This window comes from Agaribacterium haliotis (genome assembly GCF_002312815.1).
Classification (GTDB): Bacteria; Pseudomonadota; Gammaproteobacteria; order Pseudomonadales; family Cellvibrionaceae; genus Agaribacterium; species Agaribacterium haliotis.
In genome coordinates, this window is sequence record NZ_NKQJ01000001.1 from 251,094 (window position 1) to 271,032 (window position 19,939).

Consider the following 19,939-nt stretch of genomic DNA (forward strand, 5'->3'; position numbering starts at 1 on the left):
GACTCCTTAGAACTCAGGCAGACTTAAAGAACCTTTGCTATCGTCGCGAGCAGTTGCTCGGGATTAAACGGTTTAACTATCCAACCGGTTGCACCAGCAGAGCGCCCTTCATTTTTCTTATCGGCGCTCGACTCGGTCGTTAGCATTAGAATCGGGGTAAATTTGTAACTGGACAGTGCCCGCAAATGCTTTATTAATGATATGCCATCCATATTTGGCATATTGATATCTGAGATAACCAAATCAATACCACTTTCAGCTTCCGCAAGCTTTAGCGCTTGCGCGCCGTCGCTGGCCTCAATCACCTCGTGCCCGGCGCCCTTTAGAGTAAAACTCACCATCTGCCGCATCGACGCGGAATCATCCACAGCGAGAATCTTTGCCATCGTGCATCTCCCTCAAAATAAATGTCTTAGTGCAGGCCGAGTGCCGTCTCAATGCCAAGGATTTTGGCCGCGTCGAGAAATTTTTGTGAAGGCTGATCCCACACAAGCCCCATTTGTCGCTCTTTGCTCGCATTCACTAAAGCAAGAACCAACTGCATGCCCGCAGTGTCTGCGCGGCTGACCTTAGCGGCGTGAAGCACCAGCTCATCAGCTTCTGCTTTTTCAATTAACGCTTCCAGCTCATCGTGCAAAGCGTGTGCTTGCGCAATCGTTAAATTTTCAGGAAGGGTAAAGTCCAATTTTGAACCCATGCGCTGACCTCATCGCTATATGCTTTACTGCAACTAAGTGTAGACAGCACACCCCTTTTTGCGAATAAAAGGCATAACAAAGCTCAAGCTCTGCGTCAGCGCCTTTTCGGCCGCAAGCTCTGTTCATCAAGCAGCTTCTGCAAAGTGCGCTCTTCTTCTTTGTTTAGCTTTTGCTGATGGCGCTGGCGATAATCCTTAATCGACTCACTTTCATGGTGCTGACGCTGCCACGTGTGGCGCGCTCGCTCTAATTGTGCTTTGGCCTTTTCCAGGGTTTGTTGCTGAACCTGCTCGGCATCGTGCAAGCCGGCAAGAAAACTTCTAGCGCGCGCAAGCTGTTCAGAATTTTGGCGACTTTGCTTAAAGTGCTGCTCGTATTCGGCGTAATAATCAGTCAAGGCCTGGAGTTTCTGCTCACTCTCAGATACAAATTGCTGCTGCTCGGCGAGGTATTGCGCAGCTTCATCTTCTTTGCGCCGCGCCAGTTGTAACAGCAGCTCTATTCGACGCGCTTTTTTATCGGTCACCTAAGTTCACCTAAACCATAGCTAAGCTAAAGCTAAGTTTCCTGCGGCTTATTGGTTGCGCTGTTCAGTGTTCGCTTGCCGGCCTCATGCTGACCGCGAAGCGGGCTTGGCGCTGCCGGCGCAGTGTTTGTATCAGCGCTTTTACGAGTCAACGCGTGTTGTAACTGCACCCAACTTTGCTCAAGGTTTCTGCCCGTACCCAGCGCCTGGCGCACAAAGTCCATCAGTGCAGGGTGGCGCTCTATGGCTTCGTCAAGGGCCGGGTCACTGCCCTTGCTGTACGCTCCTATGGTGATAAGATCGCGATTACTGCGATATAACGACAACAAACGTTTAACATTTTGGGCCTGAGCCAACTTATCCGCGCTAACAATATTTGGCATCACCCGACTGATCGACGCCTCAATATCGATGGCGGGATAAACTCCTTCTTCTGCCAGTGCGCGACTTAACACAATGTGCCCATCCAAAATCGCGCGCGCCGAATCGGCGATCGGATCTTGTAAATCGTCCCCCTCTGTTAACACGGTATAAAACGCCGTTACCGAACCGCCGCCCTGCTCAGCATTGCCCGCGCGCTCAACCAGTTCGGGTATACGTGCAAATACCGACGGGGGATAACCTTTGGTCGCAGGGGGCTCACCGGCCGCCAGCGCGATTTCACGCTGAGCTTGAGCGTAACGCGTTAATGAATCCATCAATAGAAGTACGTTGCGGCCGCGGTCGCGAAAATACTCTGCCACTCGCGATGCCAGCTGTGCGGCGCGAAGGCGCATTAACGGCGCGTCATCAGCCGGCGATGCAACCACAACCGCCTTTTTTAAACCCTCTTCACCGAGAATATGATCAATAAACTCTTTGACTTCGCGACCGCGTTCGCCAATCAAACCAACAACAACAATGTCTGCCTCAGTAAAGCGTGTCATCATGCCAAGCAACATACTCTTTCCGACACCACTGCCGGCAAACAGACCAATGCGTTGGCCTTTGCCTACCGTCATCAACGCATTAATTGCACCAATACCAACGTCGAGCGGCTCGTCAATCGGGTGACGGTGCAAGGGGTTAATATGCTGAATCTTAAAATCGTCGCGACTGAGTTCATCCAGCGGCCCTTTGTCATCGAGGGGGCGACCAATACCGTTAATCACCCTGCCACACAGGTGCTCGCCCATCACCAGCGCCGAGCGCCTGTCTGTCGGCAGCACCTTGGCTCCGGGCTGCATGCCATCGATACGCTGAACGGGCATCAAATAAGAAACATCGTTATCAAAGCCGACAACTTCGGCTTCGATGGCCCGCCCGTCTTTGTCGATGACCACACAGTTGTGACCAACGCTGAGCTCAATACCTACCGCCTCCATGGTTAACCCGACCATGCGAGTTAAACGACCAACGGCCTGAGGCGACTGCTGAAAAATATCAAAATCAAACTTGCCGGCAACGCGTTCGATTAAATTAGGGCCGAGCTCAATCACAACTCTTCCGCCCCGGGTGAACCCACTTCGTTGAGTCCTTGCGCGACTTTTTTATCGCCAGAAGCTTCGCTGTACTCTTTGCTATCTAAGCGATCACCGGCGCCGCTTGCTTGGCCTTGGCCTGCCGGTGTCTCGATATCGACGCGCTGCTCCAGCGCCTCGACACTGCCGCGTTGCTGCTCAACCTTAGCTAAATATTGGGCAATGCGTGACTCAACACTAAAATCAACTTCACTGCTATCACTTAGTACCTGCAGGCCACCACTGGCGATGCTGGCATCCACTTCAAGCTGCCACTGGCGACTGCGCGGGATGAGTTTTTGAATCAGTTCAGCGTCGGCGGGGTTGAGTAATACCCGAATGTTTTCAGCAGATTTAGGAAGCGCCGCTAGCACTTTGTGGATGACTTGTAAAAAAATCTCGGGCCGTGTTTTTATCTCTTCAGACAACAGCGCTTGAGCAATGTCTAAGCTCAGCTGCATTAGCGCTTTTTCTATTAACGCCTCGCGCTGACGCATGGGCTCAAATAAACGCTCAATGCAGTTTTTCAGTTGCTGCTGCAGCGCCTCTATGTCTTTGCGAGCTTCCTGATACGCTTGTTGCTGCCCGGCTTTTTCACCTGTTTTTTGCCCCTGTCGCAAGCCCTGTTGCGTGCCTTCTTTTAAGCCCTGCTCAAAGCCTTCTCGGCGCGCTTGCTCGCTGATTTGCTGCAGCTGCTCTGCGGTGAGCGGTTTAGGTTTTTCACTTTGTTTTAGCTTGTCGATCTGAACATTCTTATTCTGAGCATTTTTCCCAGTGCGCGGGTTTCGACCGCGCATGGGTTTTAAACCCCAGCCTTGCACGCTGTGCTCATCTATTTGTTCGTAGGGAATACGCTCTTTGTTTTCACTGTCATTACTCATGCTTAAATCATTTCCTCTCCACCTCCGCCGAGATTAATTTCCCCAGCATCCGCAAGGCGACGAGCAATGGTAAGAATTTCTTTCTGAGCATTTTCAACTTCACTAATTTTGACAGGCCCTTTGGCTTCTAAGTCATCGCGCAGTAGCTCGGCAGCACGTTTAGACATATTGGCAAATATTTTTTCCTGCAACACATCATCGGCTCCTTTGAGAGCCAAAATAAGCACATCCGAGCTGACTTCGCGCAGAAGAACTTGAATGCCCCTGTCATCAACATCCTTGAGATTTTCAAAGACAAACATCAAATCTTGAATTTGAATGCTCAAGTCTTCATCTACTTCGCGGATGCTGTCCATCAACTCGCCGCTAACACCGCTGTCGAGGTTATTAATAATTTCAGCCGCTGTTTTATAGCCGCCGATATCCTTAGTTTGCGAACCGGCATTGCCAGAGAACTGTTTTTCTAGAATATCGTTGAGCTCTTGCAGAGCACTCGGCTGCACCGTATCCAGCGCCGCGACCCTCAGCATCACATCCAGGCGCACCTTTTCCGGGAAAAACTGCAGTACTTCGGCACTTTGATCCGCATCGAGGTAAGCCAATACAATGGCTTGAATTTGCGGGTGTTCGTTGCGAATAATATCGGCGACCGAACGCGGCTCCATCCACTTTAAGGTATCGAGCCCTGTGGTGTTGCCACCGAGTAAAATGCGATCGATCAAGCCGTGAGCTTTGTCTTCACCTAGTGCACTGACAAGCATATTGCGGATATAACCATCGGCGCCCATACCTAAGCCGGTTTGGGTGCGCACTTCATCCATAAAGTTGTTTAATACCACTTCGACTTCGTACTGCTGAACATTGGTCAGGCTGGCCATGGCCGTACCCAGGCGCTGCACCTCTTTTGGCCCCATATGCTTGAGCACTTCTGCCGCGGAGCTCTCGCCCATCGACATCAGCAAAATAGCCGCCTGATCAACTTTACTTAAATTGACGGTCGCTTTTGATTCTTGTTTCGCGGGCGTCTGAGCACTCATTCTTCATTGATCCAGCGTTTGATAACTTGCGCAACACGGCCGGCGTCTTCGGCAACAAGGGCTTTAACAGCGTTGAGCTGCTGCTCGTAGCTCTCTTCTGGTGAGGGCAGAGCCAGCGCATCGCCACCTGTCAAAGTGACGGTCTCATCGGATAGCGAGTCAAAACTGTCGAGCCCGGATGCCTGCAGCGCCGCGAGCTCTTTTGCCTCTTCTTCCGCACGGGACTGAACACCGGAGGCCGCCAAACTTTTCAGCACTGGACGCAGCAAGCCGATAACTAACAGCGCAATAATCAACACGCCGCCGAGCTGTTTGGCAAGCTTGATAAACCAGTCTTGCTGCCACAGCGGAAGTGCTTCAACATTTTCAAATTCAGGCAGCGGCATAAAGCGCTCGTTGAGAATGTTGACGCTATCACCGCGCACGGCGCTGTACCCAACCGCGTCTCTTACCAGTATAGACAAGCGCTCAATCTCGGCTTCCGTCCACGCAATACGCTGCTCTTCACCTGTTTCGGCATTAATTTGTCGCTTGTCATCAACAACCACTGCAACACTTAGGCGACGCAGGCGCCCCTTTTGGTGCTTGGTATAACTGACAGTGCGATCGAGCTCATAGTTCTTAACATTTTGGGAGCGCGCTCGCGAGGGCTGTTGCGCCCCGTCACCGGCTGCGCCGGCACCGGCTTGCTCCGGCGCTGCGCCATCGGCAGGCGGCTGATTCGCGAGTGCACCGGGCACGCCGCCGACACCACCGGCACCGGTTTGTTGCTCCTCGATACTTTGCTCGGAGCGAACGGCAGGAAGATCGGGGTTAAAGCTCTCTTCAGCTTGTTCAATCTCGGTAAAGTCAATGTCTGCAGCAACTTCCGTTTTAAAATTACCGTCGCCAACAATCGGGCCGAGCAAGCGGCGAACACGCAGAATTAGGTCATTCTCGATTTTTCGGGTGTACTCAATATGCTGGGAGGCCTGCGCAAGCTTTTCATCCTCTTTTTCAACCGAGAGCATATTGCCCTTCTGATCAACCACGGTGACATTATCAATGTCCATTTCCGGTACGCTTGAGGCGACCAAATTAGCAATACCGCGAACTTGTTTCGGGGAAATGGGGCGACCGGGGTAGAGATCCAGAAACACCGAAGCGCTGGGCTCACGCCCGTCGCGAATAAATACGGTTTGTTTGGGTATGGCCAGATGTACGCGCGCGCTGCGCACGGCGTTGACGGCTGCGATTGTTCGCGACAACTCGCCCTCTAACCCGCGGCGATATTTAATCGCCTCCATAAATTGGCTGGTGCCGAGCTGTTGTTCCTGGTCGAGTAATTCATAACCAAAGTTTTGATCACCTTTAATTCCATTATCGGCAAGTACAATGCGCGCTTTGCGCACATCTTCAACCGGCACCAAAAGCGCACCCGTTGAGCCATCAATTTTGTAGGGGATTTCATTAAAATCGAGCACGCGCCCAACTTCGGAAGAATCCAAACGGTCAAGCGAGCCGTAAAGCGGTTTCCAGTCTTCACCCTGGCTCCACAGCACCACAGCAAAACCCAGGGCAACGCTGGCTGCCAGACCAATCATAAGGCCGGCTTGGCGAACCAGGTTTAAGTTATTAAACCCCTCGATTAAATCGTTGCTGGATGCCGATGCTTCTGCCATAAACTAAATCCCACTCACGCCTTAAATTGGCATATTCATCACGTCGCGATAAGCCTCAACAAGTTTATTGCGAACTTGCACCATCGACTCAAACGCAACACTGGCTTTTTGCGAAGCGATCATAACGTCGGTGACATCAATGCCCGGCTCGCCTTTTAAATACGCGTTGCCCATCGATTTTGAAGCCTGCTGAACCTCATTCACTTTGTCGACGGCGCTGGCGAGCACTTCGTTAAATCGCGGGCCGTTATTTTGCTCAAGCGGTGCAACACCGGGGCGGCTGTCGACACCTGTGGCGCCAAACGCCTGGGTTTGGCTTTTTAACGCGCGCATTTCAACAAGCAAGCGATTAACGTCAATACGATCTGTCATAAGCTTTTCTCAGCAAGTTGCCAAAACTTTGGCATTCCTATCTGCGTAAAAGCTTAAGTGCACAAAACAGGCCAAACTTTGCCGTTGGCAAAAACTTGCCTATTTTGAAATGATACTCACAAAAAAGCACGCAGGACGCGTGCTTTTATCTAAGTGGGTGGGTTATCTATTCAGGGATGATTAAAAGTCGAAATCGTATTCCATTAGCGCCTTGCGCAAACGCTGATCTTCGAGCTTATCTTCCAAACGGCGACGCGCATCGGTGCCATTGATCGGGCGACTGAAGGCATGCCAGAACTTTTCATCAAAATGCACCGCTTCGGCCGGCATCTCTGGAATTTCAGTTTCCATATCTCACCTCGGTAGTTGTTAAGCTAACAATCGATAACAAGATATTATGGTGCTAAGCATCAATGACACTTTAATGAAAGAGCGATGAAGCTTTGATAAAACTCCATAGCGCGCTCCCCGTCAAACATTAACCGCCATTCATATGCCTGCCGCTTCGAGGTCAAAACCCTGCTCTCGCAAGCGGGCAATTTTGTAGCGCAAGGTTCGCGGGCTGATACCAAGGCGCTCGGCGGTATGTTTTTTACTGCCGCGTTCGAGCTTTAGGGTTTTAACAATAATGTCAAACTCGTGACGCTTCATATCGTTGCCAAGCAGCGCTTCGTCGCTCTCGATATTTGTGTGTTCATGCGCTGCGCTGTCTGGCGCAAAAGCTTGAGCATGCAGTTCAGTGTTTGTCGGTGGCGAAGAAAGCTTAATAAGCGGCTCATTGCTGTGGACCTGATCCAGCTCCAACCCCAGATGCTCCGCCTCGATAAGCTCGCCCGATTGCAAAATTAATGCGCGCTGCATGACATTGTCGAGCTCGCGTACATTTCCAGGCCAGCGATACTCCAACAGCGCTCGCTGCGCAGATTGGCTTAAACTTACCGCCCTGCGGTGTTGTTTGTGCGCGTGTTTGTCTAACAGGCTGTGAGCCAGAGGCAAAATATCTTCGCGCCGTTCACGCAGAGCCGCCCAGGACAGCGGCAATACATTCAGGCGAAAATATAAGTCACCGCGGAAGCGTCCGGCATCTACTTCCAAGCGCATATCACGGTTAGACGTAGCAATCACCCGCACATCTAATTTGATGCTGCGGCGCCCACCCAAACGCTCAACCTCTCTTTCTTGCAGCACACGCAGCAGTTTGGCCTGCAAGCCCAGATCCATCTCTGATATTTCATCAAGCAAAATGCTGCCGCCATTAGCCTGTTCAAACTTGCCCGGCGCACTTTGATAAGCGCCCGTATAAGCCCCTTTTTCGTGGCCAAAGAGTGTAGCTTCGAGCATATTCTCAGGAATCGCGGCACAGTTAACCGCAACAAACGGGCCGTCGGCTCGCGGGCTGCGTTCGTGAATAAAACGCGCAAGTACCTCTTTGCCTGTGCCACTTTCTCCAAGTAATAACGCGGTTGAGTCGCTCGCGGCAACCCGTTCGGCTAGATTCAACAGCTGCTTGCTTGAAGGCGACTCCGCTATCGGGCGCCCTTCGGCTTTATTCTTAAAGCCGACAAAGCGCTGTACACACTCAATTAAGGCCTCGGGTGAGAAGGGTTTAACTAAGTAGTCAACGGCGCCGTCTTTAATTGCTCTCACACTGTCTTCAACGCTTGCGTAGGCGGTAACAAGCAAAACGGGAATGTGAGGCCACTGATCTTTTACCGCCAGTAATAAATCGTGACCGGACATATCCCCCATATTCACGTCGGATACAATTAAATCAAAATCAATATCTTTTGATAAAATTGCCATTGCCTGCTCGGCACTGTCCGCCTGTTCACAACGCATTTTTGCCAGCAGCAAGGTATCGACTACTGCTTCTCTTAATGAAGCATCATCTTCTACCACCAGAATTCGTGCTTGATTTTTGTTTGCCTTCATTTGTAATACCTTGTGTGTTTGTACAGTAGCGCCAATAAATAGGCTAAGCCGCTGACACTTCGATAAGCGGTAATTGAATACTTGCGCGGCAGCCGACACCGGGCTCCGACTCAAGCGAAAACGTCGCTGCATGGGCCCGACAAACCGCTTTGACAACGGCAAGCCCCAAGCCTGTACCGTTGGTTTTTGTCGTTACAAACATCTTTTGCACCTGCTCGAGGGTTTGCTTATCCATACCCGGGCCGCTATCGCTAATCGTTACGTTCAACTGTTGTTTGAGCGAATCCTCGGCAAAACATATCGTTAGCTTTTGCGACGCATAAGCAGACATGCTCTGTAAAGCATTGTTGACGAGGTTCATCAAGGCTGACACCAGTGCATCGACGTGACACTTTAAACTGGCCTCGGCGCAGTGATTTTGCCAATTGAGCTCAAGTCTTGAATCCTGAAGCAAGTGCTCGGCGGCAAGCTTTAGCTGAAGATCCAACTCGCCGACGGTAATAACATCATTTAACGGCAACTCGCTTTTTACAAACAGCATCATGTCACGCACCTGCTTTTCCATATGGCTCAAACGAGACAGGCATTTTTTTGCAAAGCGTTTTTGCAGTGAAGGCTCAAGTTCAGCGTCGCAGAGATGTCCGGCGTAAAGCATCGCGGCACTTAAGGGCGTGCGTATTTGGTGAGCCAGTGCCGATACCATTTTCCCCATTGCCGACAAGCGCTCGTTACGGCTCAAATGCTCTTGCAAAGCTCTGGTTTCAGTCAGATCTGTCAGCAAGATGATTTGCCCTCGCTCCATCAGCGACGAGGTTGAAACACTGAGGCGCCGACCGCTGTGAGTAGAGACTTCAAGGCCGTCATCGTTTTGGGGTTTAAAACAATCATTGATAATGTGGCGCCAAACTTTATCAACCAGTGAGCTCTGCAGCAGCTTTTCTGCCGCCGGATTTGCTTCGACAATCACCCCGCGCTCATCAAGCACCAAAACACCGCCGGGCAGAAAGTGCAGCAGCGCCTGCATGCGCTCCTCCAGCAAGCTGTGTCGCTTGTGCTCACGCTCGAGCTGCTGCTCGCTCTGATCCAGCTCTTTACTTAAATTCTGAACTTTTGTCTCAAGCGCGCGATAACTGTTTTCCAGCTGAGCACTGGTTTCATTAAAAAAATTAAACGCCGCCTCGAGGCTCTGCTGCTTCTCAAGTTCGGACTGGGACAAGCTGTTATTCGCTGTTGATAACAAAGTCTATAACCACTTCTTTGGCACATTAGTAGGACTATTGGTATAGACAGCAAAGACTTTGCCAACAAAAATTATCTTTTATTATCAAACACTTAAAAAAGATAAAATTCAGGCCAAAGTCAAGAGATTGACATTCAGCCACAGGAGTAAAGAAAACTATGGGGAAAAGCTGAGGGCCCGACTTTACTAAAACTTACGCAAATGCCGGCCACAGCATTAGCGCTGCATACCGTATTTACGCATTTTTTCAACCAGGGTAGTACGGCGAATCATAAGCTGTTCGGCCGCTCTTGCGACCACGCCGCTGTTGTTGTCCAGCGCTTGTTGAATCAGTGTTTGCTCAAGCTCGGAGATATATTCTTTTAAGTCGATACCGGCTTCTGGCAGAAGCACGGTATCACCAACATTTACAACAGATGGGGATAACGCTTCTGTGCTTTGCGTCAGGTCATCGAAGTCGTTTTCAATATCAACGTGACGATATTTCGGCGGCAGTTCGCTGACACCAATAACCGCGCCGGGTTTCATAATCGCCATGCGTTCAACAAGGTTTGCAAGTTCACGTACATTGCCAGGCCACGGGTGCTGGCACAATGACAACAGCGCCGACGAACTAAAACGGATGGACCCCCGCCCTTCGGACTCAAGCCTTTTTACGAGTTCGTTAATAAGCAGAGGAATATCTTCCGAACGCTGGCGCAGCGAGGGCATTTCAATCGGAAAAACATTTAATCGATAATACAGATCTTCGCGAAAATCGCCCTTGTCTATCATCGTTTCAAGGTTGCGATGAGTGGCCGCAACAATTCTGACATTGGTTTTGTAGCTTTTGTTGCCGCCAACACGTTCAAACGATTTTTCTTGCAACACACGCAAAATTTTGACTTGCATATGCAGGGGCATATCACCGATTTCATCCAAAAACAGTGTGCCGCCTTCGGCGAGTTCAAAACGCCCGGCCCGGGCACTGATCGCACCGGTAAAGGCCCCTTTTTCATGCCCAAATAGTTCACTTTCAAGCAGCTCAGCGGGAATCGCACCGCAATTCACCGGAACAAAAGGGCCTTCTCGGCGAGCACTGTGATAGTGGAGATTGCGCGCGACCACTTCTTTGCCTGTGCCGCTCTCACCTTCAATCAATACGGTAACATCGTTGTCGGCGACCTGAGCCATCATATCCCGGACTTGCTGTATGCTATCGCTGCTACCCACTAAAGACGAAAACAAATGTAGTGGGCGTTTTTGATGATGGCTTCGCCTGGCTTTAATTGCTTTGATAAAACACTGAGCACGATGCAAAGCATCGTTTAGATCGTTATAACCCGGGATTTTTATAAACGACGCCACCAGCATCGTTTTGATTCGTTCATCAAGCTTGTCACCAAGCTCCGGCTCTGGGCCGATATTAACAACGGCAATACTGTCATTTGCTTCCGAACAATCCTTAAGGAAATGGGCAAACTGGCCGTGATCCTTCTCCGAACTGGCAAAGGCAATTTCAACGTGTTGTTTATTGTCCTTACTTAACTGCAGCCACTGATCAAAATTTAACTCAAATACATCTTCACCAAGAAAACTCAGAACCGTAACTATGTCGTGCCGGGTCTCGTCCTCATCACACACCACAGCAATCTTTTTTACATCAAACATATACAACGTCTTCCCAAATAAGCTTCGCCACTCTAACGAGAACTCCATTCACGATAGGAAGTCGGCGCTGGTAAGAATTTGTATAGTCAGAAAAATGACCATAGTCAAATTACCGACGAGCAGGCACTGCTTTGGTGTCGGCAAATCAGGAGCATAATAAACGTCGTTATGCGCGAGAATATGGGAAGCCTTGCAACATCTCTTGCTCGCTACTGGGCAATGCCTCAACAATCCGGGCATAGAGCGCCAGTACACGCTCCATTTCAGCAACCAGTTCAACCGCATTGCGGGAGGAGTCTTGAAACGCCTGATCCAGCGCGGCTCCCATGGCCCGGTCTTTTGCCCTAAGCCCCATCCAATCACCGCTTTCAAAACAGCTTTGCATGCCTTTCCTGAGGCGAACGAGATCAACATGTGAACGACTAATTAATGACATACAAAAGCTCCATGACCGCACCAGTTTCAAAGCTTTTCGGCTGCTTTTGCCCAAGCTTTAATAACAAGCTGGCACTAGGGACTTAACACCAATTAATACGCTCAAGTGAAACATAAATTACCGTCCAAAGCGTTCAGAACGCGCCATCGAGCGAGCCCCCAAACAAATCAAAAGAGTCTTTACGCAGCCCGCCCTGCTGGCATTGCATCCCAACCTTCTTTTACTTGAGTCATCAGCGATTCGAGTTCATTCAACGCAAGTACATCGTCTTCTGGGCACTGTGTGCCATCAGTGAGGCGCGCCAACATGTACTCGTAAAGACCATCGAGATTAAGGGCGATCTCGCCACCGTGATTAAAATCCAGGCTTGCTCTTAGCCCCTTGATAATACTGACTATTTTCACAAGCAGGATATCAAAGTCATCTCGCTTGTTGTCATAGATACTCTGCCTGGCTTGACCAATGCGCTCGAGTGTTCCCGCCATTAACAAACTGATCAGTTTGTGCGGATCATTAGCGCAGTGTTGAACCTGAGCTGCAGCAGAAGTTGCGTGTACCGACATAAGTTGCCTCCATCTTGCCGCCGTGCGGCAAAGTCTTGCTTAACAATAAAACAACAGCCTAAATCCAAGGCATTATTAGCAAAAGAGCAAGAGCGGTGCCAACTGATATAAACGTATATGCCGCCAAATAGAGATCCATTGTGATCAAGAAAATTTAAAGCCCGACCAGCAATATAGCCTTAAAAAACAGCGCACTACGACGGGCGTGCGAAAGCTATAAAAAATAACTTGGGGCAACAAACAAGGATTACAAAAGTGCCGTTAAGCAATCTGCTTCCACGCAGTAGAGATATCGGCTAACAGTACAGCGGCCTCATCGAGAAGGCTTTTGTCATTTTTCAAATGCGCTTGGCTGAGTATGCGAGTGATATATTCGTATAAACGCTCAAGATTAGCACTGATATCCTCAGAATCATCGTGATTTAAGTTTTCTCGCAAGCCGTTAACGATGTTAATAGCGCTATTAATTTTCGCACCTTTTAATTCGACATTGCCGTGATCCATTGCGCCCTTTGCTTGAGCAATACGCTCTAAGGCACCGTCAAACAGCATACAAATTAGCTGATGAGGGCTGGCATCTTCTACACCGCTATGAGTTTTTACCTGTGAGTAGGAAGCGACAGCTGCGGAATAGTTCATATCAACCTCTAAGAGAAAACTGATTATTTTTAATAAATACTATTAATTTATTTCGGCGAACAACATTAAAACTTTATGTTTAATTATCGTTCTGAGCGGTAAAAGGAAGTGTCTGAATTAAGTTATCTAAAAAACTACCCGACGTATTCAACGAAGAAATAATTCTCTCCATTGCAATAAATTGGTTTAACAGACGTTCTTCATAAGCGCCAATGCGTCGATCGAGATCATCTTGATCTGTCTCGTAAGATTCAATACGCTGTTCTAACGTATCTGTTCGTGTTGCAATAACACCGTCACTACTCAGTAAACTGTCAATTAAACGCTCTAATTCACCGGAAAAGCCGCGGCTAAAATTCAGCGTGGCGGAACTTGCCGACTCACCAATAAGCAGTGCCAGCCCCTCTCCAGGCTCACCCAGCGCAGGCAGCAATACGTTGGCCGAGCCAAAGCCTGCAACACCATTGATCGTTCCGGCAGCCGTCTGACCGGCTGTGCCTGAAGCATCACTTAAACCGAGCTCGGAAGCGTCTGCACTTGTTGCACTAAACACGATATTTGAACTAGATCCGTACGAGGACGAAGTAAACTCGTAACGGTTGTCACTGGCGTTGTAACTGACAACAACAGACTTATTACCGTCACTAATGGCACTGTCATTATTAATAAGACTTTGTAACGCTGCTGCAATTTCATCCTGGTTGTCATAGCTGGCATCGGGCAGTTGTAGCGCCGAAGATGTCACACCATCAACCGTAATCGTAAAACCGTAAGTCTTGGTTGAAGTATCAATTGGAAAACTTGCCGCTGCACCGTGAAAAAAACCTTTCGATGGCGCCTGGGTAACAATAAGCTCGTATTGCCCGGCTTCTGTCGCATCGTTAAAGCTATTAATTAAAACATCTTCGGAGCTCGACGATGTATGTGGTGCCAGTAACTTTTGCACATCTTCAAAATTTTCGTCAAAAGCTCGGCTGAAATCTTCCTCGTCAATGGTCAGTTTTCCATCAAGATCTGTTCGGATGCCAAGGTTTGTCAGGGAGGAAAAATTTGAATCAGCCAAACCGGGAATAGACGATGCAATCACCGAGCGAATTTGGCTTAAAATGGATTTAGCCAACGCATCGTTCGCCAGGGAACCAACAACTGTTTCCGTTTCACCATCGTCATTTTCAACCTCATTGACCCCAAAAATAGGGTCGGTTGCGTCAATAAAGCCGTTGTAGGCCTCGACAAACGCACGTATATTTTGCTCGGCAAAGTTTTTGTCGTCTTCAATGGTAATGGTGACAAGATCGTTGGCATCCATAACCTTGAGCACATCGAGTTTTAAACCCTCGACGATATCATCAATGGTGTTGCTCTCGCGGCTGATGCTGATGCCGTTTAAAGTCAGCTCGGCATCCTGGCCGGCTTGTTTTTCAAAATCGTCGTAAATATCCAGGAAGGTCGATGCCGCAACCGTTTTATCGGCATTGTATGAGAAAAAACTCAGATCGTTATCGTCGTTGTTACTCGGCGTTCCACCGGCTTCCGAGGCGACAATTTCCAGCTCATTATTCAGCCCGGATTCTGACACCACACTTAAGATATATTGAGAGCCGTCGTAAATAATTGATGCAGTTACGCCTTTCTCAGCATTGTTAATTGCATCGCGAAGCCCTTCTAAGCTGTTGTTATCACTATCGATAACAATATCAAAACTCTCGGCATCGGGATCTTGGCTAAAACTTGGAGCGCTCGACGGTAAACCACTTCGATCCCACGAGCCAAAATTAAAACTCAGTGTACCTTCACCAACTTGATCGGTCGGATCGCTAAAGCCATCAAAGGCAAGCGTGTGAGATTTAGCAATTTGGCTGACATTAAATGAATATGAACCCGGTTGAACATCAGTATCTAACTCAAGGGGAACTAAAGCATCACTTTCGGTGAATGACGCCGTTTTACTAAAAAGTGACTCGGGATCGGTCAGTATGTTTGCAGCATCACGCAAGGTCGACAGTGCGCTCGAGAGCAGGCCAAAATCTGAAATCCGGGTTTCGGCGAGCTCTGTTTTTGAATCGATACGCTGCTGGGGCGCTGCTCGTTCAACTTCAACCAGTTGCTCAACCAGGCTTCTCGTATCAATGCCCGAACCAGCCCCTAAGCTTTGAATGATATTGTTGTCGATCATAGTCTTAAAAAACCAAGGCGTTTATAGCACAGCAAAAGGCGCGCAATTACTCATTTATGAGTATCGCCCGCTTTGGCCGAAACTATAGGAACCTTTAGTTTGTTAAACAGTTTTAGTTATGCCACTTTTCTGACGCCCACAGCGGAAATAGAGCGTTATGTACTTTTACATCTCCGTTTCCGAAAGAGAATATGCGAGATTAATGCCAGCTTAATCGGGCATAAATAAGATAGGGGAAATAAGCTCACGAACGACGGGCTTAACAGATAAAAGCCCGCAAGCCCTAACAACAACTTTAGGGCGCGAGCAAAATGCTGGCACCCTAAAGAAGCTTAAACTCGCGCTAACCGAGCGCGTTCAGTAAATGCATCTCACCGTCTTGCTCAAGACGCCGGGCCAACTCCAAAAAGATGTCCTCGGGAATCTGACGGATCAATTCTCCTGAATCGCTATCGACAACACGAATAATGGTGCGGTCCAATTCTTCATCAACACTAAATTGCAGATCGCGCTGTACATTCTGTACATAGTCATTGACTCTGGCGACCTCTTGCTTGAGGTCAAGCTCACTTGCCGGCTTGGCTTGCTCTGCTTCGTTGGCCTTGTCTTGAACCGCTTGTGCAGCCGAAGCTGCTTGCGATGGCGGCTGCTCTTTAGCATCTGCTGCCCCCTTAGATGAAGAAGAACCTATCACAGCCTGCAGGGCTGCTTGTCCTAGCCTTACTTCATTCATGGGTCACCTCTCTGCGTCAAAGCCGGTGACCGAAGTCACCAGCTTAATTGCTCCCAGTCCTACTTCATCACTACTGCAGCAGTGACAATACTTGCTGAGGCCTTGCATTGGCCTGGGCCAGCATGGCCTGAGAGGCTTGTTGCAGTACCTGAGCGCGACTCAGTTGAGCGGTTTCAGCGGCAAAGTCGGCATCGACAATTCGAGAGCGCGCGGCCGAGGTTTTTTCGCTGACGTTACTCAAGTTCGAGACGGTGAAATCGAGGCGGTTGTTGACCGCACCGAGCTCTGAACGAGTGGTGTTGATCTGCTCAAGCGCGGTATCAATCACTTCGATCGCCGCTTGCGCACCCGCTTCTGTAGAAATATCTACATCCGATACCGCGTTGCCCTGAAACTCCGAGGAATTGGTTTCGATCAAACCGTAGGCGGTGAGAATCTCATCCATGGTGCCCAAGGTGTCGGTAAACTCGATCGAAATCTCCGAGCCATCTACCGAGTTCAGCGAGATTGCCGTACCGCTTGATGTCGCCACCACACCGTGGTCAGCAGATTTCAAGTTAATGGCGTCAACCATATTGGTCAGCTGAGTGGCGAGCGTGGCACTACCGGTCACAGCACCGATTTCAACGCCGTTGATGGTCATGTCACCTTCAACAAGATCCAGGGAGTTTGCAGTGATCGCCGTCGCGCCGGTGATATTGCCGTCAGTGCGCGCTTGCAGACCAATGTCACCAGACATATCAGCAGTGATCGCCGAACCGTAAACAACATCAATATTGTCGACCGAATCATCGGTAATGGTCAGCTCGAGCTGAGCTTGCTGCGCCGTGGCGGTTGTTACACCAATGGCATCGGCCGAGACCACACCGCTTTCGGTGACGGTAATGGTTTCAGCGGTTGAACTAGAAAGCACTAAACGGCCATCATCGTTAAGGCTGGCTTCAATATCGGCACCACCTAACTCGTTCACCTTGTCGACAAACTCTTCCATGCTGCCGGTATCGCCGACTTGCAGAGTTGTGGTTGTGCCGTCTTGACGAAGAATCGCCAGCTGCACGTAGTCTGTGCCGCGAATAACACCGTTGCCGTCGCTATCTGCTGTCAGCGATACAAACGCCGAAGCCTCAACACCGGATACAGCTTCATTAATAGTGCTGAGTTTGTCTTCTAGAGTCGCACCTACGGTGGCGTCAGTCAGGTCACCGACATCTTGATCGTTAATGGTCAAAGTCAAGTTGGCAGCGCCGGTAACTTCGTTTAACGCTTCAGAAAGGTCGGCAACTGCACCGCCTACGGTTTGCGCAGATTCAGTACCGACGATATCCGCAGAGGCCGCACCACCTAAGTTATCAGCATCGAGCTGACCAACGGTAAAGCTAATGGTCTGATTGGCATCGGAGCCCACTTGCAGGCTGACATCACCTAAGGTGCCGTCGAGAATATTTTGGCCGTTAAATGAGGTTGTCTCTGCAATTCGGTCAATTTCTGCTTTGAGCTGCTGAACCTCAGCATCCAGGGTTGCGCGGTCGGTATCTGAATAAATGCCGTTCGACGATTGAATGGCCAGCTCACGCATACGCTGGAGGATGTTAGTTGTCTCATCCAGGGCACCTTCAGCCGTTTGAATCAGTGAGACACCGTCGTTTGCATTCCGGATAGCTTGATCCAGACCGCGAATCTGAGACGTTTGACGGTTAGAAATCGCAAGGCCGGCTGCATCATCGGCCGCCGAGTTAATGCGCCTACCCGATGCGAGTCGCTCACTTGCCTTATCCAGTTCCATACCGGACTGAAGCAGCTGACGCTGGGCGTTCAGTGAGGAGATATTACTGTTAACAACTAAAGGCATGGTGAGCCTCCCAAAATAAGTTTCCGAGAACCTATCTAATGAGACAGGTTTATTATCACGAAGGGTTACATCCCACTTCGCACTGCTTAGTTTTTCGGCTTATTTACGGGGAACTTTAGGCTTATTTTGAAACTTATTATTTAGCGGCAACACGTGTAAAGGCGGCCCACATCCAAAACAATATAAACCTTATTTTTCAATAACTTAAGTAGGGACAGCAGCGAATGACAAGCCATAAGCTAAGCCTGCTGCAAAACTTCGGCAAAAAAATAAAATAGAATTAGTAGGCATAACAAAATCAGTTTACGAACACAAAAGAAATATCGAAATACACTTTAACACTTCTCTGCATTAACGCTTTTCACACCAAAAGTGATACATGCCTATAGATGTGGATGGTGCTGTTTTCTCAAACTCGTGCCAATTCTCCAGTTTCAATCGCGCCCCTGTTTCGGGAAAGGCGCGATCAAACTGCGCAAGACTCGCCTCGGGAGCCTCTACTTTTAGCAACTTAAGCCCCAGTTTATCCAGCGCCTCTTTCACCCCGAGCCAGCTGTACTGATGTTCACACTCGTGAAATATCAAATCTCGGCATTCACTGAGCGACCAGAAATCTCGACACTGGGTGATTGTTGAATCGGGCTCACGCTGCATTAGAACCTGGCGATACTTTTTAATATCCGAGGCCGAAGACGATAAGCCGGCCTGATGCACAAACGCGCGCTGGCGGCGAATCTCGGCTCTGGCAATCGCACTGTAAAGCGCGATGCTCATAACACCGCCGTCTCGCAGCAATCGGGTCAGTACCTGCCAGCCCTGCAAAGGGTCGTTTAAATGGTGTAACACACCACTGCAAACAACAAAGTCAAAATCCTGCTTAAGGCAAGCCGCATCTAAGAGATCTACTTGAGCAAAGTCAACGTTGTCAATACGCAATTTTTCAGACATACGCTTGCCATAACTCAAGCTCGCCAGACTGAGATCAATCGCAGTAACGTGAGTATTCGTAAGTTGCGCAGCAAGAGATAGGGGCTGAGAGCCAGTGCCACAGCCTGCCACCAAAATATCAACACGCTTATTGTCGAGAAATGAAAAACGAGCCCCCGGCAGCGTTTTGTTAAAATATGCCTTGCTCGTCTGAGCTTTGTCCAGGCGCAAACGCTGCCAGCGCGGATAAGGATGCTGCTCATATTGCGCTTGTACTTTGGCCGACACAGCCGATAGTGAATCCATATATGACGGAATCGTCTCTCTTAACCGAGCTTCATGCAGTTTCGCTTGCACGGTTAACGCCAAGGCCGGAAGCAGAATATTCGGCCACTGCTGCCGGCTAAATTCATATAGCTGATAGTTTTGCCACAACTCTTCTAAGGGCATATAAAGAGCCAGCATTAAAATCAGCAAATTGCTTTTTTCTGGCTCCCAGGCAGGCTGCTTTGACGACAATAGCAACAACTGATGAAGGCCCTGAACAAGTTCTTGCTCTATCGGGCTCACAGCCCATAAATATTCATTTTTTATCAGTTGTAGCAGCAAGTGAGACGCAAGATCGATTTCGCCGTGATTTAATGCGCCTTCAGCGCCAAGTTTCATTAATAAAGCATGGCGAAGCTTTGATAAAAGATGTTCAAGCGCAATATTGCTGCACAGCATGCTTTTCAGAAAGGGCTTTAATAAATCATTTTTGAGCGACTGTTCAATCAAATTATCGGCATCAGCGTTTAACTCATCGACAAGTATTTGACCGAGCAAAGCGGTCAAACGACTGACATCCAACGAGTCCAGTTCAAGCAGTTGCAGCAGTGCTCGCCTGGTTTGTGCATCAACGTCACTGGGTTTTAAGTGGCTTAAAAAGAAAACCTGAGTATTAAGATCCGTATCGGGGAGTCGCCCCTGAAGTTGGCGGCGAATATTTATTTTTGCGCACGACACATAGTCTTTATTAAGACAGTGCTTGAGCAGTGCTTTATCTTCCTGAGTTTCGATCATAGAGGAAATCCATAACCAGCGCCGCCTTATTTATTTTCATAGTCGGCGGCGCTGCTGT

Annotated in this window: 19 protein-coding genes; all 19 read right to left on the reverse strand. The window is 49.2% G+C overall.

The window, feature by feature from the left end; genetic code table 11:
• Positions 1-23: 23 nt before the first annotated feature.
• Entirely contained in the window at positions 24-386 is a 363-nt protein-coding gene (locus CFK45_RS01180) for a response regulator (protein WP_096084565.1), read from the reverse strand.
• A gap of 26 nt (positions 387-412) precedes the next feature.
• Positions 413-697 (reverse strand): STAS domain-containing protein, encoded by a 285-nt coding sequence (locus CFK45_RS01185; protein WP_096084566.1) that lies wholly within the window; start codon positions 695-697, stop codon positions 413-415.
• 95 nt (positions 698-792) lie between these two features.
• On the reverse strand, positions 793-1,224 hold the full coding sequence (gene fliJ, locus CFK45_RS01190) for a flagellar export protein FliJ (RefSeq protein WP_096084567.1): 432 nt from the start codon (positions 1,222-1,224) through the stop codon (positions 793-795).
• 32 nt (positions 1,225-1,256) lie between these two features.
• Positions 1,257-2,702, reverse strand: a complete 1,446-nt coding sequence (fliI, locus tag CFK45_RS01195; protein ID WP_096084568.1) for a flagellar protein export ATPase FliI — start codon at positions 2,700-2,702, stop codon at positions 1,257-1,259.
• Complete coding sequence (locus tag CFK45_RS01200) at positions 2,699-3,604, reverse strand: flagellar assembly protein FliH (RefSeq protein ID WP_096084569.1); 906 nt, start codon at positions 3,602-3,604, stop codon at positions 2,699-2,701. Before CFK45_RS01200 ends, fliI begins: the two co-directional genes overlap by 4 nt.
• A 2-nt stretch (positions 3,605-3,606) precedes the next feature.
• A complete protein-coding gene (fliG, locus tag CFK45_RS01205) occupies positions 3,607-4,641 on the reverse strand; it encodes a flagellar motor switch protein FliG (RefSeq protein WP_096084570.1) in 1,035 nt (344 codons plus the stop codon).
• Positions 4,638-6,302, reverse strand: coding sequence for a flagellar basal-body MS-ring/collar protein FliF (gene fliF, locus CFK45_RS01210; protein WP_096084571.1), 1,665 nt, complete (start codon positions 6,300-6,302; stop codon positions 4,638-4,640). Before fliF ends, fliG begins: the two co-directional genes overlap by 4 nt.
• Before the next feature lie 21 nt (positions 6,303-6,323).
• Positions 6,324-6,674: a flagellar hook-basal body complex protein FliE gene (fliE, locus tag CFK45_RS01215; RefSeq protein WP_096084572.1), complete on the reverse strand. Its 351-nt coding sequence runs from the start codon at positions 6,672-6,674 to the stop codon at positions 6,324-6,326.
• A 180-nt stretch (positions 6,675-6,854) separates the two neighbouring features.
• Positions 6,855-7,025: a PA3496 family putative envelope integrity protein gene (locus tag CFK45_RS18420; protein ID WP_158224567.1), complete on the reverse strand. Its 171-nt coding sequence runs from the start codon at positions 7,023-7,025 to the stop codon at positions 6,855-6,857.
• 138 nt (positions 7,026-7,163) lie between these two features.
• A complete protein-coding gene (locus tag CFK45_RS01220; protein ID WP_096084573.1) occupies positions 7,164-8,606 on the reverse strand; it encodes a sigma-54-dependent transcriptional regulator in 1,443 nt (480 codons plus the stop codon).
• A gap of 43 nt (positions 8,607-8,649) precedes the next feature.
• Positions 8,650-9,822 carry a sensor histidine kinase gene (locus CFK45_RS01225; RefSeq protein ID WP_239923496.1) on the reverse strand — a complete coding sequence of 391 codons (1,173 nt, stop codon included), beginning with the start codon at positions 9,820-9,822 and terminating at the stop codon, positions 8,650-8,652.
• Positions 9,823-10,062: 240 nt separating this feature from the next.
• A complete protein-coding gene (locus tag CFK45_RS01230; RefSeq protein WP_096084575.1) occupies positions 10,063-11,496 on the reverse strand; it encodes a sigma-54 dependent transcriptional regulator in 1,434 nt (477 codons plus the stop codon).
• 166 nt (positions 11,497-11,662) lie between these two features.
• A complete protein-coding gene (locus tag CFK45_RS01235; protein ID WP_143247444.1) occupies positions 11,663-11,932 on the reverse strand; it encodes a hypothetical protein in 270 nt (89 codons plus the stop codon).
• 179 nt (positions 11,933-12,111) lie between these two features.
• On the reverse strand, positions 12,112-12,495 hold the full coding sequence (fliS, locus tag CFK45_RS01240) for a flagellar export chaperone FliS (RefSeq protein ID WP_096084577.1): 384 nt from the start codon (positions 12,493-12,495) through the stop codon (positions 12,112-12,114).
• Positions 12,496-12,756: 261 nt separating this feature from the next.
• Positions 12,757-13,134 carry a flagellar export chaperone FliS gene (gene fliS / locus CFK45_RS01245; RefSeq protein WP_096084578.1) on the reverse strand — a complete coding sequence of 126 codons (378 nt, stop codon included), beginning with the start codon at positions 13,132-13,134 and terminating at the stop codon, positions 12,757-12,759.
• Positions 13,135-13,213: 79 nt separating this feature from the next.
• The gene (gene fliD, locus CFK45_RS01250) at positions 13,214-15,310 is read right to left on the reverse strand and encodes a flagellar filament capping protein FliD (protein WP_096084579.1); all 2,097 of its coding nucleotides are present in this window, start codon (positions 15,308-15,310) and stop codon (positions 13,214-13,216) included.
• A gap of 343 nt (positions 15,311-15,653) precedes the next feature.
• Entirely contained in the window at positions 15,654-16,043 is a 390-nt protein-coding gene (locus CFK45_RS01255) for a flagellar protein FlaG (protein WP_096084580.1), read from the reverse strand.
• A gap of 70 nt (positions 16,044-16,113) precedes the next feature.
• Positions 16,114-17,892, reverse strand: coding sequence for a flagellin N-terminal helical domain-containing protein (locus CFK45_RS01260; RefSeq protein WP_096084581.1), 1,779 nt, complete (start codon positions 17,890-17,892; stop codon positions 16,114-16,116).
• A gap of 351 nt (positions 17,893-18,243) precedes the next feature.
• Positions 18,244-19,881 (reverse strand): class I SAM-dependent methyltransferase, encoded by a 1,638-nt coding sequence (locus CFK45_RS01265; RefSeq protein ID WP_096084582.1) that lies wholly within the window; start codon positions 19,879-19,881, stop codon positions 18,244-18,246.
• Positions 19,882-19,939: the final 58 nt, after the last annotated feature.